Source organism: Ornithinimicrobium sediminis, from assembly GCF_021272345.1.
In the GTDB taxonomy this organism is placed as follows: Bacteria; Actinomycetota; Actinomycetes; order Actinomycetales; family Dermatophilaceae; genus Ornithinicoccus; species Ornithinicoccus sediminis_B.
Genome location: NZ_JAJSDQ010000001.1, coordinates 774,419 through 790,456 on the forward strand (window position 1 = coordinate 774,419; position 16,038 = coordinate 790,456).

Here is a 16,038-nt window from a genome sequence, read left to right on the forward strand (position 1 = left end):
ATGTTGTCAGGTTCACTCAGCCCTGTGCCTGCCGCGCCCCTCTCTTCCTGGATCGGATCATGACAGTCGAGCATCGTCCTGCCATCAGCCCTGAGCGCCACCGCGCTGCCCCGTCACGCTGCGACGCCAAGCGAGCCGCGATGGTCCTGGCCGTGGCTGCCCTGCCGCTGGGGTCGGCCATGCCGGCCCAGGCCGCTCCCGTGCAGACCGCCCCCCTGGACACCCAGCGCACGCTGCTGCCGACGGCCCGCGGGCTCAGCTCGCTCCCGACGGCGCCGGTCACGCTCCCGACCGCGCCGACCACCGTGACCCGCTACGTCGACGTCCCCCTGGGCAACGTCCGCTCCGGCCCCGGCATGAGCTATGCCGTCGTCGCCAGCCTCACCAAGGGCACGCGGGTGACCGGCACGCTCACCTCCAACGGCTGGCTGAAGATGGCCGACGGCCGCTACATGGGTCTGTCGATCCTGACCACCACCGCCCCCGGCGGCACCGGCACCAGCACGACCAGCCCCAGCACCGGCAACGAGGTCACCCGCTACGTCACCGCGACGAACGGCAACGTCCGCTCCGGCCCCGGCATGGGCTACCGCGTCGTGGGCACCCTGTCCCGCGGCACCGAGGTCAAGGGCACCATCAGCAACGGCTGGCTGAAGATGGCCGACGGCCGCTACATCGGCACCTCCATCCTCACCACCAGCGCCCCCGGCGGCACGAGCACCAGCACGACCAGCCCCAGCACCGGCAACGAGGTCACCCGCTACGTCACCGCGACGAACGGCAACGTCCGCTCCGGCCCCGGCATGGGCTACCGCGTCGCGTCGTGGGCACCCTGTCGCGCGGCACCGAGGTCAAGGGCACCATCAGCAACGGCTGGCTGAAGATGGCCGACGGCCGCTACATCGGCACCTCCATCCTGACCACCACCGCCCCCGGCGGCACCGGCACCAGCACGACCAGCCCCAGCACCGGCAACGAGGTCACCCGCTACGTCACCGCGACGAACGGCAACGTCCGCTCCGGCCCCGGCACCTCCTACGGCGTCGTCGGCACCCTGCCCCGCAGCACCGAGGTGACCGGCACGCTGACCTCCAACGGCTGGCTCAACCTCGGGGGCGGCCGCTACATCTCCGGGGTCATCCTCACCAGCACCGCCCCGGGGACGACGACGTCCCCCACGGCTCCGTCCACCGGCACTGAGGTCACCCGCTACGTCACCGCCACTGCCGGCAACGTCCGCTCCGGCCCCGGCACCTCCTACCGCGTCGTCGGCACCCTGCCGCGCGGCACCCAGGTCAACGGCGTCCTGACGACGAGCGGCTGGCTCAACCTCGGGGGCGGCCGCTACATCTCCTCGACCATCCTCAGCAGCACCGACCCCTCCTCGAGCACAGGCGGGATCCCCGGCGGCGGCGCGAGCGCCGGCAGCGTCTCCGGTGCCGCGATCCTGGCCGAGGGCGAGAAGTACTTCGGCATCATGTACGTCTGGGGCGGCGAGGACCCTTCGGGCTTCGACTGCTCCGGCTACACCCAGTACGTCTTCGGCCGGCTGGGCATCAACCTGCCGCGCACCGCGGCACAGCAGCAGCAGTTCGCCACCCCGGTCAGCACCCCGCAGCCGGGCGACCTGGTCTTCTGGGGTGCACCGGCCTGGCACGTCGCGATCTACGCCGGGGACGGCTACATCTACGACTCGGGCCGCGCGGGCCTGCCGGTGCAGAAGCGCAAGATGTTCTCCGGCGTCACCGGCTACGGCCGGGCGCACTGACGCGGCGGCCAGCGGGCACCCTTACCAGGCGCGGCCTGGCCTGCACCCACACGGTCAGGCCAGGCCGAGGTCGTCCAGACCGTAGGCCGCGCGGTACTCCAGGCCCTGCTCACGCAGCCGCTCCGCGGCGCCGCTGGCACGGTCGGCGATGACGGCGACCGCCACGACCTGCGCCCCTGCCTCACGGCACGCGTCCACGGCGGTCAGGGGTGACCCCCCGGTCGTCGACGTGTCCTCCACGACCAGCACCCGGCGCCCGGCGACGGAGGGCCCCTCGATGCGCCGCTGCAGCCCGTGCGCCTTCTCCGCCTTGCGCACGACGAAGGCGTCGAGCCGCCTCCCGCGGGCCGCCGCGGCGTGCAGCATGGCCGTCGCGACCGGGTCCGCACCCATGGTCAGGCCGCCCACGGCGTCCACGTCGAGGTCGGCGACGAGGTCGAGCATGACCTCCCCGACGAGCGGGGCTCCTACCCCGTCGAGGGTGACCCTGCGCAGGTCGACGTAGTAGTCGGCCTCCCGGCCCGAGCTGAGCGTCACCCGGCCGCGCACGACGGCCTGGTCACGGATGATCTGCAGGAGCTGGTCGCGGGGAGTCGTCACGGGGTCACAGCCTAGCCACCGGTGTCGGCGCCCTGCCCGAGATGACGGTGCAGGAAGGCGATCGCGGCCGGGTAGGCGTCGAGCTTGTTGGCCCGCTGGGCCAGGCCGTGGCCCTCGTCGTGGTAGACCCGCAGCTCGCAGGGCACCCCACGCTCCGTCAGCGCTGCGGCGATCTGCTCGGCCTCGCTGAGCGGCACCCGCGGGTCGTTGGCGCCGTGGATGACGAACAGCGGGGCCCGAACGGCGTCCAGGTAGGTGATCGGCGAGGCGCGCACCAGCAGCTCGCGGTGGTGCTCGAGGGAGCCGTACTCCCGCTCGCGGAACGCCCGGCGGTAGGCCGAGGTGTTCTCCAGGAAGGTGACCAGCGAGCTCATGCCGACGATGTCGACGCCTGCCGCCCAGAGCCCGGGCTGCATCGACAGCCCGGCCAGCACCATGTAGCCGCCGTAGGAGCCTCCCCACAGGGCCGCGCGCTGAGGGTCCAGGCCCTGCGTCGGCAGCCACGCGTGCAGGTCGGCGAGGTCGGCCACCGACTCCAGCCGCAGCTCCACGTCGTCCAGGGAGTACCACCGCTTGCCGTAGCCGGTGGACCCCCGCACGTTCGGCACGAGCACGGTCAGCCCGGAGGCGGCCAGGGCCTGGACGACCGGGTGCCAGACCCGGTCGGCCGAGCCCTCGGGCCCCCCGTGGATGTGCACCACGCTGGCCCCGGAGGCCGGCGCGCGACCCGGTGCCCCCGCATACCGGAAGCACGGGACCTGCTCCCCGTCCCGGGCGGGTATGCGGTGCACGCTCGGCTCGGTCAGTGCGTCGCGCACCTCCTCGGACAGGTCCGAGGCCGCCGAGGCGAGGAGCCTGGCGTGGCCGGTCGCGGCGTCCACCAGGTGGATGGCCCCCGGCTCGAGCGGGCTGGTGCCCGAGACCACGACGCGGTCGGCGCCGGGCGACCAGCGGGCCTCGAGACCGGCCATGGCCGGCACGTCCACGACACAGCGCCGGGTGCCGTCCTGCTCGTGCACGGCCAGCGTGAAGGCCCCGTCCACCAGGGTGCCGACGAGCATCGCCGAGCCGTCGGGCGCCACCCAGCAGTGCAGGTCGTGCTCGTCGTCGGCCACGAGCACCTGCCACGCGCCGTCGAGCCCGAGGCGCTGCACGGCCAGCAGGTCACGGTCGTGGTTGCTGGCCAGCAGCATCCCGTCGTCGTCGGCCGTCCAGGCCGGCAGCTCGTGCAGGGCGTGCTCGCTCGGGTCGGTCACCGGCCCGACGCCGTCGGGGCCCGCCACGTCGACGACGGTGGAGCCGGGCTGCAGGCTGAGGCGCAGCACGGCGACCGAGCGGCCGGCGTGGTCGGCCACGGCACCGGCGACGTAGCCCCCGCCGTCGTAGACCACCCGCTCCCGCCCGGTCGCCAGGTCGTGGCTGACGACGTCCATGTCGACGCCGTTGCGCCGGTTGGTGGAGTAGACGACGCTGCCCGAGGTCACGTCGCGCAGGTCGTGCATGTGCGCGGGGTCGTGCACGAGCGGGGTGAGGTCGTCCAGACCCGCCGGCAGGCCCGGGCCCTCGTCCAGGTCCAGCAGGGACAGCTGCATCCGCTCGTCGCCTCCCTGGTCGTGCTGCACGACGACGCGGCGCTGCCCGGGCACGTAGCGACCGGAGCACCGGCCCGGCAGCGCTGTCAGCGATCGCACCGTGCCCTCCGGCGCGATCTCGACGAGCTGCAGCGACCCGGCGTCGTCGTGCCCGGCCAGCACCCGGCCCGTCTCGTCGACGTCGAAGGCCGTCCAGGTGCGGGCGGAGAGCAGGGCGGCGACGAGGGTGGCGGAGTCCATGGCGTCACCCTAGGCAGGTCCACCGACGCCCCGCACGGGCTCACACCTCGACGGTGGCGTCCTCGCGGTGGTGCACCCCGAGCTTCTCGCAGGCCTCGTTGAGGAGTCGCTGCACGGCCAGGGTGTCCTCCAGCGGCATGACCGACGACTCGGGGCGCCCGGCCCGCAGGCACTCGGTGACCTCGATGAGCTCGTGGCTGTAGCCACCGCCCAGCGGCGGGGCCTCGATGAGCTCGGGCTCCCCTCCCCGGCGGACCAGGGTGACCGCGTGAGGGTGGTGGAAGCGCGGCGGCACCTCGATGACCCCCTCGGTGCCGATGACCCGCGCCGACCCCGGCGAGGGCTGCCGCAGCGAGGTGAGCAGGGTCGCGGCGCGGCCGTCGTCGTAGCCGAGGAGCAGCGCGGCCTCCAGGTCCACCCCGGTCGGCGCGAGGGAGCCGACGACCTCCAGCCGGTCGGGCACCCCCAGGAAGTGCTGGGCGAAGGAGACGACGTAGACCCCCAGGTCGAGCATGGCTCCCCCGCCGAGCTCCGCGGCGAACAGCCGGTCGGCCGGGTCGAAGGCCTTGTCGACCCCGAGGTCGGCCTGCACCAGGCGCACCTGCCCCAGCGCCCCCTGCTCGACGAGCTCACGGGCCCGCACGACGGCGGGCTGGAAGCGGGTCCACATGGCCTCCATGACGAAGACGCCCCGCGCGCGGGCCGCGGCGACGACCTCCTCTGCCCCGGCGACGGTCGCGGTGAACGCCTTCTCGACCAGCAGCGCCTTGCCCGCCTCGATCGCCGCGAGCGCGATGGCATGGTGCTGGGGGTGCGGTGTGGCGATGTAGAGCGCGTCGACGTCGGGGTCCTCGACGATCGCGCGGTAGCTGCCGTGGGCCCGCTCGGCGCCGAACTCGCGGGCGAACTCCTGCGCCCGCTGCGGCGAGCGGGACGCCACGGCGCTGAGCCTGGCGTGCGGCACGTGCTGCATGTCTGCCGCGACGAGCCGGGCGATGCGCCCCGGCCCGACGAAGCCCCACCTGATCTCGTCCATGCGTCCAGCCTAGGCGCAGGTCAGCAGGCCCCCCCGGACGGTGGGGTCGGCGTGAGCGCCAGCACGACGAGCGCGGAGGTCCACGCCAGCGGAGCGACGGCGGCCGGCCGGCCGTCGTGCAGCACCTTCTCCGGCAGCGACCCTGCTCGCGTGCGGTGCGCGTCGAGCCAGCCCAGCCACTGCGCGGCCTCGGCCTCGTGGCCCCCGCTCGTCGCCGCGAGCGCCATCAGCCCGGTCTGCGGGGTCCACGAGATGCCGTCGCTGCGCCAGCCGGCGCCCGGTGCCACGCCACCGGCGGGGCGTCGCATCTGCGGCACCGCGGCCCTGCGGGCCTCCTCGGCCCGCGGGACGGCACACGCGGTGAAGGGCGGCAGGAGGAAGGTGACCGCGGCGTCCGGCCGGCCGCCGACGTGCCGGGGGAAGTCGGGCCCGAACGCGCCGACCAGTGCCTCCCGCAGCCCCCGCGCCTGCCGCTCCAGGCCGTCGGGGTCGACCCCGGCGGACCGCCAGGCCTCGTCGGCGACCACGCCCTCGCGGCGCAGCCAGGCGGCCCACTCCAGGCCGACCATCGAGGTCGCGGCGATGCCCAGGGTCAGCCGGTCCTCGGAGACCTCCCAGTAGTCCGGTGACGGCTGCGGCAGCCCGGTCACCGCGTCCACCTGAGCTATCAGCCGGGCAGCCGAGCGGGTGGCCAGGGGGGTGAGCGCCTGGCCGGTCGCCTCGGCCGCCACCGGGTCGGTCTGGGCACGCAGCACCTCCGCGACCGCCCACAGCGCCCAGCCGGGGCCGTCCTCCTGCAGGCCCCGGTCGTCCGGCACGGCCGCCTCACCCGTGGGCAGGTAGCGCGCCTGCAGCGACCCGTCGTCCTCCTGCTGCGCCTGGAGGAAGCCGAGCACCTCCACGGCCTCGGCGTGCCGGCCGGTGCGGGCGTAGGCGACGGCCACGAAGGCCGCGTCGCGCGGCCACACGTAGCGCCAGTTGGTCGACGGCGCCGCCAGGACCGCCCCGGGGGACGTCCCGGCGGGAGCGGTCAGCACGCGCAGGTCCAGCAGGGCCCGCCGCGCCATGTCGGCGTATGCCGTGCCGTCGCCGGGCACCTCTGCGGAGGCCAGCCACCCGACGTCCCGGGCCGCCATGCCGGTCGCGGTGCCCAGGGTGACGTCGCCTCCGCCGGCGCCCCCTCCACCCCCGGTGGGCAGCACCCGCCCGGGGCCGAGCAGCACGCCCGACTGCGCGGCGTACCGCCCGGTGCCCAGGGGCACGAGCGCACCGTCGACGTCGCGCACCGCGGTCTCCTGGTGCAGGGCGATGACGGCGTGCCGCCCGTCCCAGACCAGTGCCCCCACGCTCGCGAGCACCACGAGGGTCCCGGCGAGCAGCGTGCGACGGCTCCCTCGCACGTCGCGCCCGGTCAGCCGCGACGACGGCGGCGGCGGGCCAGGGCCCCGGAGACCCGGCGCACCTGCGAGCGCGGCAGCACCCGCAGCGCCGCGGACAGCGCCGCGTAGTGCACCGACGGCACCGAGACCACCGTGCCCGCGGCCACGTCGTCGAGCGCGTCCCGCACCACCCGGTCGGCCTCGAGCCACAGCGCCGCGGGGACCTTCGACATGTTCATCGACGCGCGCTCGTGGAACTCCGTGCGCACGAAGCCCGGGCACAGCGCGGTGACCTGCACCCCGGTGCCGGCCAGCTCGGCGGCGACCGCCTCGGAGAAGACCGTCACCCAGGCCTTGAGGGCCGAGTAGGTGCCCATCACGGCGAAGCCGGCGACGGAGGACACGTTGAGCACCGCGCCGTGCCCGCGCTCGCGCATCGGGCCGACGGCCGCGTGGGTGAGGACGAGCACCGCGCGGGCCATGACGTCGAGCGCCTGCTCCTCCGCGGCGACCTCCCCGGTGCTGAAGCGCTGCCGCAGGCCGAAGCCGGCGTTGTTGACCACGAGGTCGACCGGGCGGTCCGGGTCGGCCACCCGCTCGGCCACCCGCTGCAGCTGGCCGCGGTCGGCCAGGTCGGCCGGGAGCGCCTCCGCGTGCACGCCATACCTGCTCTCGACCTCCTCGGCCAGGGCGGCCAGCCGCTGCGCGTCCCGGGCCACGAGGACCAGGTCGTGGCCCCGCTCGGCGAGCTCGACGGCGAACGCGCGGCCGAGGCCGGCGGAGGCCCCGGTGACCAGTGCAGTACCCATGGTGCCCCAGGGTACGTGCGGCCCCGGCTGTCGCCGCCGACGCCTACAGTGGGCGCCGTGCGCATCGCGACCTGGAACGTCAACAGCATCCGTGCCCGGCTGGACCGGGTGACCGCCTTCCTGGAGCGGCACGACGTCGACGTGCTCGCCGTGCAGGAGACCAAGTGCCGCGACGCCCAGTTCCCCTACCTCGCCTTCGAGGGCTCGGGGTACGAGGTGGCGCACGCCGGGACCAACCAGTGGAACGGTGTCGCCGTCGTCTCCCGGGTCGGCCTGGAGGACGTGCAGGTGGGCTTCCCCGGCATGCCCGGCTGGGGCGACCCAGTCGCGGCGGAGGCACGGGCGGTCTCGGCGCTGTGCAACGGCGTGCGGGTGTGGTCGCTCTACGTCCCCAACGGCCGGTCGCTGGACGACCCGCACATGGCCTACAAGCTCGACTGGCTGGCCCGGCTGCGCGACGCCGGGGCGCAGTGGCTGGCCGACGACGCGCAGGCGCAGATCGCGCTCATGGGCGACTGGAACATCGCGCCGCACGACGAGGACGTCTGGTCGATGACCTACTACGAGGACAAGTCGCACGTCAGCCCGGCGGAGCGGTCCGCCTTCGCCGCCGTCGTCGAGGCCGGGTTCAGCGACGTGGTGCGGCCGCACACCCCCGGCCCGGGCACCTACACGTACTGGGACTACACCCAGCTCGCCTTCCCCAAGAAGCGCGGCATGCGCATCGACTTCGCGCTGGCCTCGCCGGCGCTGGCGGCCCGGGTGGAGCACGCCGTCATCGACCGCGAGGAGCGCAAGGGCAAGGGGGCCTCGGACCACGCGCCGGTGATCCTGGACCTGGCCTGAGGTCGCAGCAGCCACCTCGCACGGGTGTGCAGAAGGTGCTGCGGGGAGCCACTTCTGCTCACCCGTGGACGGTGGTCTCCGGCGTGGTGCGCTGCCGGCGCAGGGCCAGGGGCAGCGTCATGGCGCTGATCGCGGCGGTGACCAGCAGCGCGTCGCGGAAGCCGAAACCGGCCGCGACCAGGCCCACCAGCACGGAGCCGGCGCCGGTGCCCAGGTCGAAGCCGACGTTCCACACCGCGCTGGCCAAGCCGTAGTGCCGGCGCGGCACCTGCTGGAAGGCCACGACGAGGGTGAGGTTCTGCAGGCCCCCGTAGCTCACGCCGACCAGGCACGCCGAGAGCACGAAGGCGACCAGGACACCGGTGGTGGCGTCCGGCACCCCGACGGTCCACGCGACCAGCGACATGCCGGCCACCGTCAGCACCACGAGCGGCCACAGGAACGCGTGCGCGCCGTAGCGGTCGGCGAGGATGCCCATCCCCCACCGGGACAGGGCGGCCGTCGCCCCCATGCCGAACAGCGCCAGGGTGGAGGCGACGGTGCTGTCGACCATCTGCGGGGCGAAGGTGAGCAGCGCACCTCCGGCCAGGGTCACCCCCAGCAGCAGCCCGGTGGGCACGAGCAGGCGGCGGTATGCCGTGCGCCGACGGATGTCGCGGGCACCGGCGAGCGCCTGCTCCGCGGGTGAGTGCGCCGGCGGGTCGTGCAGGATCCTGCCCAGGGCCAGGGCCGGCACGATGCCCACCAGCGGCAGCCCGGCCACGAGGAAGACCACCCAGAAGCCGGCCTCCCGCGCGACGAAGGGGCCGAGCGGCAGGAGCACCAGGTTGGGCAGCGCCACGGCCAGGCCGTAGGCCCCGATCGCGGTGCCGCGTCGGGCCGGGTCGACCAGCTCGGCGACAGCGGCACTGCCGGTGACCGTGAGGATGCCGAAGCCCACCCCGCGCACCGCCGACAGGGCCAGGATCGGCACCAGCTCGTCGCTGGCGATGTGCGCCACCGCCGGCAGACCCATGAGCAGCAGCCCCAGGCTCATCACCGGGCCCCACCCGAACCTGCGCAGCGCCCCGGGCACGAACAGCTGGGTGAGCACCGTGAAGAGCAGCAGCACGCCGTTGACCAGGCCGGCACCGGCCTCGCCGGCACCGCCCTCGACGGCCCACAGCGGGGCGACCGGCAGCAGCGCGGCATACCCGGCGAAGCCGGTGATGGTCATCCCGATCAGGGCGGGCATGCCCCGGAGCCGCCAGACCGCGAAGATGGCCGTCCTCCTGTCGGTCGTGGGCCCGATGTCGTGTGCCCGCCGGTCGTTGCCTGTGGCGTGGCCTGCGTGGGTGGTGCGGGGAGGGCTCAGCCCTTGGCGGCCTTGGCGGCCGCCTTCTGCTCCTTCTTCCAGACCCGCACCGCGGCCATCGTCTCGTCGTCGACGACGTCGGCGATGGACATGCGGGCGTCCTCGCGGCCGTAGTCACCGGCGGCCTCGCGCCAGCCCGGGGCCTGCAGGCCGCACTGCTTGCCGAGCAGGGCCAGGAAGATGCGGGCCTTCTGGTCGCCGAAGCCGGGCAGCGCCTTGAGGCGCTTCAGCACCTCGCGGCCGTCGGGCTCACCGGAGGTCCACAGGGCAGCCGTGTCGCCGTCGTGGCGCTCCACGACCGTCGCGGCGAGGTCGTGCACCCGCCGGCCCATCGACGCCGGGAAGCGGTGCACCGCCGGGGGCTGCGCGCAGACCGCGACGAACTCCTCGGCGTCCATGCCCGCGATGCGCTGCGGGCTGACCTCGCCCAGCCGCTCGGCGAGCTTGCGCGGCCCGGCGAAGGCGACCTCCATGGGGATCTGCTGGTCGAGCAGCATGCCGACGAGGAGGGCGAACGGGTTGTCGGTCAGCAGGCGGTCGGCCTCGGGCTCGCCGACCAGGTGCAGGCTCGTGGTCATGCCGCCCAGTCTGGCACGGGGTGCGGCTCAGACCCTGGCATCAACCCCGGTGCCGGTCCGCAGCGGCGGTCCCCAGGCGCAGGGCCACCAGGGCCGCCAGGCCCGCGGCGAGGGCCGCCCCGGCGAAGACGGTCTGCACCTGCACCACCCCTGCCTGCAGGAGGGCGTCGGAGTCGGTCGGGTCCGGCAGCACGGCGACGGCGGCGTAGAAGCGCCGCAGCCCGATCGCAGTGAGCAGGGCCAGGCCCACGACCATGCCGACCATGCGGGCGACGACGACCAGTGAGCTCACCGTGCCGTGGGCGTCCTCGCGCGCGTCCGCCAGCGCGGCGTCGTTGACCGGCGCGATGGCCAGGCCGACGCCGAGGCCGGCGGCCCCGAGCACCACCGTGGTGGCCAGGACGTCGCCGAGCGACCCGCGGCCCCAGGTGGCCATGACGGCCAGGGCGACCGCCGTCATGGCCAGGCCGGGGGCGGCGACGAGCCCGGGACCGACCCTGCGCAGCAGCAGCCCGCCGAGCACGGCGCCGGCGGGGACGGCCACCAGGAAGCGCACGAGCACGAAGGCGGCCTGGGTCTGGGTGGACTCGCCGTCCAGCCGCGCCAGCAGGGGCACGTCGACGACGACGGCGACGATGGCGGCACCCACGAGCACGCTGACGACCAGGGCAGGCCACACCCGGGCGCGCACCACGTCCGGGGCGATGAGCGGGCGCTGCGCGGTGCGCTGCCGCACGACGAAGCCGGCGACCGCCAGGGCCCCCAGCGGCAGCAGCCACAGCCCCCAGGGGCCGAGCACCTCCACCTCCGGGTCGGCCGTGGAGAACGTGAGGACCAGCGACCCGAGGGCCACGGCGACGAGCACGGCGCCCGGCAGGTCGGCCTCGAGCAGCAGCGGCAGCCAGCGCGGCGCGGTGACCACGGCGAGGGTGAGCAGCGCCAGCGCCGCGGCCACGCCGACCGGGGTGAGCACCCGCGAGGAGGCGTCCCCGAAGGGGACGAACGGCGCGCCGTAGGCCACCGACGTCACCAGTGCCGGCGGCGCCCAGAGGGTGAGCACGCTGAGCGCGGCGGCCACCAGCGCCACGACGGCGGTCACCACCCCCCGGACGCTCGGCACCGGTCGGGAGCCGGGCCCGCGGGGACGGCCGATGGCCCACACCCCCACGCAGAACAGCACGCCGAGCACGACGTTCAGCCAGAAGATGCCCCGCCAGTCGGTGACCAGCAGCACGGCCGCCCCGAGCAGCGGCCCGAGCACCGCACCGAGCTCCTGCACGCCGCCGACGACGCCGAGCGGCAGGCCGCGCCGACCTGGCGGCCACAGGTCGGCGACCAGCGCCAGGGTCGCCGGCACCAGGCCCCCGCCACCCAGACCCTGCAGGAAGCGCCCGCCCACCATGACGGACAGCTCCACGGCCACGGCGGTGACGGCCGAGCCGACCACGAAGACGAGCAGGCAGGCGATGAGGATGCGGCGCCGGGTGACCAGGTCGGCCAGCCGCCCGATGAGCGGCAGCACGGCGATGTAGCCCAGCAGGAACCCCGAGATGATCGGCGTGCCCTGCTGCAGGGCGTCGATGCCCAGCCCGGCACCGGCCATCATGTCCGGCAGCGCCAGCACCACGACATACGTGTCGGCGGCGGCGAGCATCACCGCCAGCGCCGCGACCCCCAGCAGGGCGCGGGCACTCGCCGGAGTGCTGGTGCGGGTGCTCACCCGGACGTCAGGGGGCGGTGATCTCGACGGGCACGCCGTAGTCGTCCAGGGTCAGCGTGTAGGTCGACTCGGCCGGCGGGTAGAGGGGCCCGGTGATGCTCACCGTGCGGACCTCCCAGCTCTCCTCGACGAGCCCGTAGGTGACGTCGTAGTCGGCCTCCCGGTCACCGGTGTTGAGCAGGTCGGCGACCAGCTCGCCCGGCAGGGTGCCGGTGACCTCCTGGAGGACGTCCTGCCCGGCACGCACCTGCTCGCCGAACTCCGCGCCGTCGGTCTGCGGGAGCAGTGCCGGCAGGCCCTCGTCGGCGCTGAACAGCCGGGCGGGGTCGGGCACGCCCAGGTCGGCGGGGTCGGTCTCGGTGAACCCGGGGGTGAACGGCAGCTGCACGTAGAGACGGCCGTCGACCGCCACCGTGGGCACGTCGGCCTGGATGCCGGAGAGGCGCGCGGTGATCTCGCCCTCGAAGGCCGGGGGCTCGATGGTGCCCGACCCGATCGCGCCGATGACGTAGGCCGGCTGGTCCTCCGGCAGGTCGGCACCCTCCATCACCAGGCTGACCGACCCGGCGCCGGCGAGCACGTCGTGGGCCTGGTCGAGCCGGTCCTGGGCCGTCGGGGCGGCCGTGGTCTGCTCGGCCTCGTCGGCCCCGTCGCCGGTGCACCCGGTGAGCGCCAGGCCGGTCACGGCGACGAGCGCGGCCAGCCGCGCCCGTCCCCTTCTCTGGTTGCTCCGCATACCTCTCCCCGTGGGTGGCCGGCCTGCTGTCCCTGGACAGTATGCCGTCCGCCCAGGTCGCAGGCCCGCCCGCCACCCGGGGAGCCCGGTCAGCGCAGGGTGAGCTCCTCGCCACCGTCGGCGACGTCCACCACGACCGTCTGCCCGTCCCGGACCTCGCCGGCGAGCAGCGCCCTGGCCAGCCGGTCGCCGATCTGGGTCTGCACCAGCCGCCGCAGCGGACGCGCACCGTAGGCCGGGTCGTAGCCGCGCTGCGCCAGCCAGGCCCGCGCGTCGTCGGTGACGTCGAGGCCGATGCGCCGGTCGGCCAGGCGCCGGCCGAGCAGCTCCACCTGCAGGCCCACGATCGTCGCCAGCTCCTCACGGCTCAGCGCGTCGAAGACCACGACCTCGTCCAGCCGGTTGAGGAACTCGGGCTTGAACGCCGCGCGCACCGTTGCCATCACCTGCTCGCGCTTGGTGGCGACGTCGGTGCTCGGGTCGACCAGGAACTGGCTGCCCAGGTTGGAGGTCATCACCAGGATCACGTTGCGGAAGTCGACGGTGCGGCCCTGGCCGTCGGTCAGCCGGCCGTCGTCGAGCACCTGCAGCAGGATGTCGAAGGTCTCGGGGTGGGCCTTCTCGACCTCGTCCAGGAGCACGACGGAGTAGGGCCGGCGCCGCACGGCCTCGGTGAGCTGGCCGCCCTCCTCGTAGCCGACGTAGCCGGGAGGGGCACCGACCAGGCGGGCCACCGAGTGACGCTCGGAGTACTCGCTCATGTCGATGCGCACGATGGCCCGCTCGTCGTCGAAGAGGAAGTCCGCGAGCGCCTTGGCCAGCTCGGTCTTGCCGACACCGGTCGGGCCGAGGAAGAGGAAGGAGCCGGTCGGCCGGTCGGGGTCGGCGATGCCGGCCCGCGAGCGGCGCACCGCGTCGCTCACCGCACGCACCGCGGCGTGCTGGCCGATGAGCCGCCGGCCCAGCACGTCCTCCATGCGCAGGAGCTTCTCCGTCTCGCCCTCCAGCAGCCGGCCGGCGGGGATGCCGGTCCAGCTGGAGATCACGTCGGCGATGTCGTCGGCGCCGACGTCCTCCTTGACCATCGGGGCCACCCCCGTGTCGGCGGCCTCCGTCGAGGACTCCGCCTCCTGCGCCGCGGTGAGCTCGCGCTCGGCGGCCGGGATCTCGCCGTAGAGCAGCCGCGAGGCCCCGGCGTAGTCGCCGTCGCGCTCCAGCCGCTCGGCCTGGGTGCGCAGCTCGTCGAGCCGCTGCTTCAGCTCACCGACCCGGTTGAGGCCCGACTTCTCCTGCTCCCAGCGTGCGGTGAGCGCGGCCAGCTGCTCCCGGCGGTCGGCCAGGTCGGCACGCAGCCGCTCCAGCCGGTCGCGGGAGGCCTCGTCCTCCTCCGACTGCAGGTGCAGCTCCTCCATCGTGAGCCGGTCGACCGCGCGGCGGAGCTCGTCGACCTCGACCGGCGAGGAGTCGATCTCCATGCGCAGCCGCGAGGCAGCCTCGTCGACCAGGTCGATCGCCTTGTCGGGCAGCTGGCGTCCGGTGATGTAGCGGTCGGACAGCGAGGCCGCGGCGACCAGGGCCGAGTCGGCGATGGCCACCTTGTGGTGCGCCTCGTAGCGCTCCTTGAGCCCGCGCAGGATGGCGACCGTGTCCTCGACGCTCGGCTCACCGACATACACCTGCTGGAAGCGGCGCTCCAGGGCGGCGTCCTTCTCGATGTGCTCGCGGTACTCGTCGAGCGTCGTCGCGCCGACCAGCCGCAGCTCGCCGCGTGCCAGCAGCGGCTTGAGCATGTTGCCGGCGTCCATCGAGCCTTCGGCGGCGCCGGCCCCCACCACGGTGTGCAGCTCGTCGATGAAGGTGACGATGCGCCCGTCGCTGCCCTTGATCTCGGCGAGCACGGCCTTGAGCCGCTCCTCGAACTCGCCGCGGTACTTCGCCCCGGCGACCATGGCACCGAGGTCGAGCGCGATCAACCGCTTGTCGCGCAGCGACTCCGGCACGTCGCCGGCCACGATGCGCTGGGCCAGGCCCTCCACCACGGCGGTCTTGCCCACACCCGGCTCGCCGATGAGGACGGGGTTGTTCTTGGTGCGGCGCGAGAGCACCTGCACCACCCGCCGGATCTCGCTGTCCCGGCCGATGACCGGGTCGAGCCGGCCCTCCCGGGCGGCCTCGGTGAGGTCGGTGCCGTACTTTCCCAGGGCGTCGTAGGTCGCCTCGGGGTCGGCGCTCTCGACCTTGGCGCCCCCGCGCAGGGCCGGGATGCGCTCGGCCAGCGCGTCGGCGTCGAGCCCGAACCGGCCGGTGCGCGCCACGGCGAGCAGCAGGTGGTCGGTGGAGATGAAGCTGTCGCCCATCTCGCGCATCGACTGCTGCGCCTGGGTCAGCACGGACAGCAGCTGGCGCGAGGGCTGCGGGGTGCCGACGCTCGGCCCGCTCGCCGACGGCAGGTCTGCCAGGGCGGCCCGGGAGGCCTGCAGCGCGCTGGCGGCCGAGGAGCCCACGGAGTCCAGCAGCGGCCCGGTGGTCGTGTCGTGCTGCTCGGCCAGGGCGGCCAGCAGGTGCGCGGGCTCGATCTGGGCGTGCCCGGCGGCGGCCGCCTCGCGCATCGCAGTCGAGACGGCCTCCTGGGCCTTGGTCGTGAAGCTCAGATCCATGTCGTGCCGTCCCCTCTCGTGTCGCGTCGGCAGTCGCGTGGTCGCTGTCTGTGCAACCTGCTCAGAGTTGAGTCTATTCCGCTCAACTCTCGGTCGGGCGGCGACCTCGGCGGACCGGCGACATACTGGTCGCATGCGGTGGGAAGCGGTGCTCGGGGACATCACGACGCAGGAGGTCGACGCGGTCGTCAACGCCGCCAACCCCCAGCTGATGGGCGGCGGCGGGGTGGACGGGGCGATCCACGCAGCGGCGGGGCCTGCCCTGCTGCAGGAGTGCCGCCGGGTCCGGGCCGCGCGCTGGCACGACGGCCTCCCGGTCGGCGAGGCCGTCGCCACCGGCGCCGGGGACCTGCCGGCCCGCTGGGTGGTCCACACCGTCGGGCCGAACCGGCACCGCGGCCAGACCGACCCGGCCCTGCTCGCCTCGGCCTTCCGGCGCAGCCTCGAGGTCGTCGGCGAGGTCGGCGCCCGCTCCGTGGCCTTCCCGGCGGTCAGTGCGGGCATCTACGGCTGGGAGCCCGAGGTCGTCGCCGAGACCGCCGTGCAGACCCTGCGCGAGACACCGGCCGGCCCGGTGGAGCACATCCGCTTCGTGCTCTTCAGCGCCTCGCTGCACACGGTGTTCGCCGCCGCGCTCAGCCGCTGACCCGCTGGGCCGACCTGCCCGCCGGCCCCCGCCCAGGTCTGCAGGGATGGTCACCCGTGGCCACGTCTGCAGACCCG

The 16,038-nt window shown here is 74.5% G+C and carries 14 protein-coding genes; 4 read left to right on the top strand and 10 right to left on the bottom strand.

The window, feature by feature from the left end; genetic code table 11:
- Positions 1–59 precede the first annotated feature (59 nt).
- The gene (locus tag LVO85_RS03555; protein ID WP_232746008.1) at positions 60–881 is read left to right on the top strand and encodes an SH3 domain-containing protein; all 822 of its coding nucleotides are present in this window, start codon (positions 60–62) and stop codon (positions 879–881) included.
- Positions 824–1,768 carry a C40 family peptidase gene (locus LVO85_RS03560; RefSeq protein WP_232746009.1) on the top strand — a complete coding sequence of 315 codons (945 nt, stop codon included), beginning with the start codon at positions 824–826 and terminating at the stop codon, positions 1,766–1,768. The genes LVO85_RS03555 and LVO85_RS03560 overlap by 58 nt, the downstream gene beginning before the upstream one ends.
- 54 nt (positions 1,769–1,822) lie before the next feature.
- Here the strand turns inward: LVO85_RS03560 and pyrE are convergent, their stop codons facing one another.
- Genes pyrE through LVO85_RS03585 form a run of 5 tightly spaced genes read right to left on the bottom strand, consistent with a single transcriptional unit; the run spans position 1,823 to position 7,424 of the window.
- A complete protein-coding gene (pyrE, locus tag LVO85_RS03565) occupies positions 1,823–2,368 on the bottom strand; it encodes an orotate phosphoribosyltransferase (RefSeq protein WP_232746010.1) in 546 nt (181 codons plus the stop codon).
- Between the two features lie 11 nt (positions 2,369–2,379).
- Positions 2,380–4,200 carry a S9 family peptidase gene (locus LVO85_RS03570; RefSeq protein WP_232746011.1) on the bottom strand — a complete coding sequence of 607 codons (1,821 nt, stop codon included), beginning with the start codon at positions 4,198–4,200 and terminating at the stop codon, positions 2,380–2,382.
- Between the two features lie 40 nt (positions 4,201–4,240).
- The gene (locus LVO85_RS03575; protein ID WP_232746012.1) at positions 4,241–5,236 is read right to left on the bottom strand and encodes a Gfo/Idh/MocA family protein; all 996 of its coding nucleotides are present in this window, start codon (positions 5,234–5,236) and stop codon (positions 4,241–4,243) included.
- Between the two features lie 20 nt (positions 5,237–5,256).
- Positions 5,257–6,636 (bottom strand): glycoside hydrolase family 15 protein, encoded by a 1,380-nt coding sequence (locus LVO85_RS03580; protein ID WP_232746013.1) that lies wholly within the window; start codon positions 6,634–6,636, stop codon positions 5,257–5,259.
- An 11-nt stretch (positions 6,637–6,647) separates the two neighbouring features.
- The gene (locus tag LVO85_RS03585; protein ID WP_232746014.1) at positions 6,648–7,424 is read right to left on the bottom strand and encodes an SDR family NAD(P)-dependent oxidoreductase; all 777 of its coding nucleotides are present in this window, start codon (positions 7,422–7,424) and stop codon (positions 6,648–6,650) included.
- Positions 7,425–7,481: 57 nt separating this feature from the next.
- On the opposite strand from LVO85_RS03585, the gene LVO85_RS03590 reads away from it, so the two are divergent.
- A complete protein-coding gene (locus LVO85_RS03590) occupies positions 7,482–8,270 on the top strand; it encodes an exodeoxyribonuclease III (RefSeq protein ID WP_232746015.1) in 789 nt (262 codons plus the stop codon).
- A 58-nt stretch (positions 8,271–8,328) separates the two neighbouring features.
- Here LVO85_RS03590 and LVO85_RS03595 read toward each other — a convergent pair whose 3' ends face one another.
- The 5 genes from LVO85_RS03595 to clpB form a co-directional block, all read right to left on the bottom strand.
- Positions 8,329–9,504 carry an MFS transporter gene (locus LVO85_RS03595; RefSeq protein ID WP_232746016.1) on the bottom strand — a complete coding sequence of 392 codons (1,176 nt, stop codon included), beginning with the start codon at positions 9,502–9,504 and terminating at the stop codon, positions 8,329–8,331.
- A 116-nt stretch (positions 9,505–9,620) separates the two neighbouring features.
- Entirely contained in the window at positions 9,621–10,202 is a 582-nt protein-coding gene (locus LVO85_RS03600; RefSeq protein WP_232746017.1) for an HhH-GPD-type base excision DNA repair protein, read from the bottom strand.
- Positions 10,203–10,242: 40 nt separating this feature from the next.
- The gene (locus LVO85_RS03605; RefSeq protein ID WP_332875403.1) at positions 10,243–11,922 is read right to left on the bottom strand and encodes an MFS transporter; all 1,680 of its coding nucleotides are present in this window, start codon (positions 11,920–11,922) and stop codon (positions 10,243–10,245) included.
- Between the two features lie 7 nt (positions 11,923–11,929).
- Entirely contained in the window at positions 11,930–12,658 is a 729-nt protein-coding gene (locus LVO85_RS03610) for an LppX_LprAFG lipoprotein (RefSeq protein ID WP_232746018.1), read from the bottom strand.
- Positions 12,659–12,747: 89 nt separating this feature from the next.
- Positions 12,748–15,315 (bottom strand): ATP-dependent chaperone ClpB, encoded by a 2,568-nt coding sequence (gene clpB, locus LVO85_RS03615; RefSeq protein WP_232746019.1) that lies wholly within the window; start codon positions 15,313–15,315, stop codon positions 12,748–12,750.
- Positions 15,316–15,448: 133 nt separating this feature from the next.
- Here clpB and LVO85_RS03620 point away from each other — a divergent pair, with 133 nt between their 5' ends.
- A complete protein-coding gene (locus LVO85_RS03620; RefSeq protein ID WP_232746020.1) occupies positions 15,449–15,961 on the top strand; it encodes an O-acetyl-ADP-ribose deacetylase in 513 nt (170 codons plus the stop codon).
- Positions 15,962–16,038: the final 77 nt, after the last annotated feature.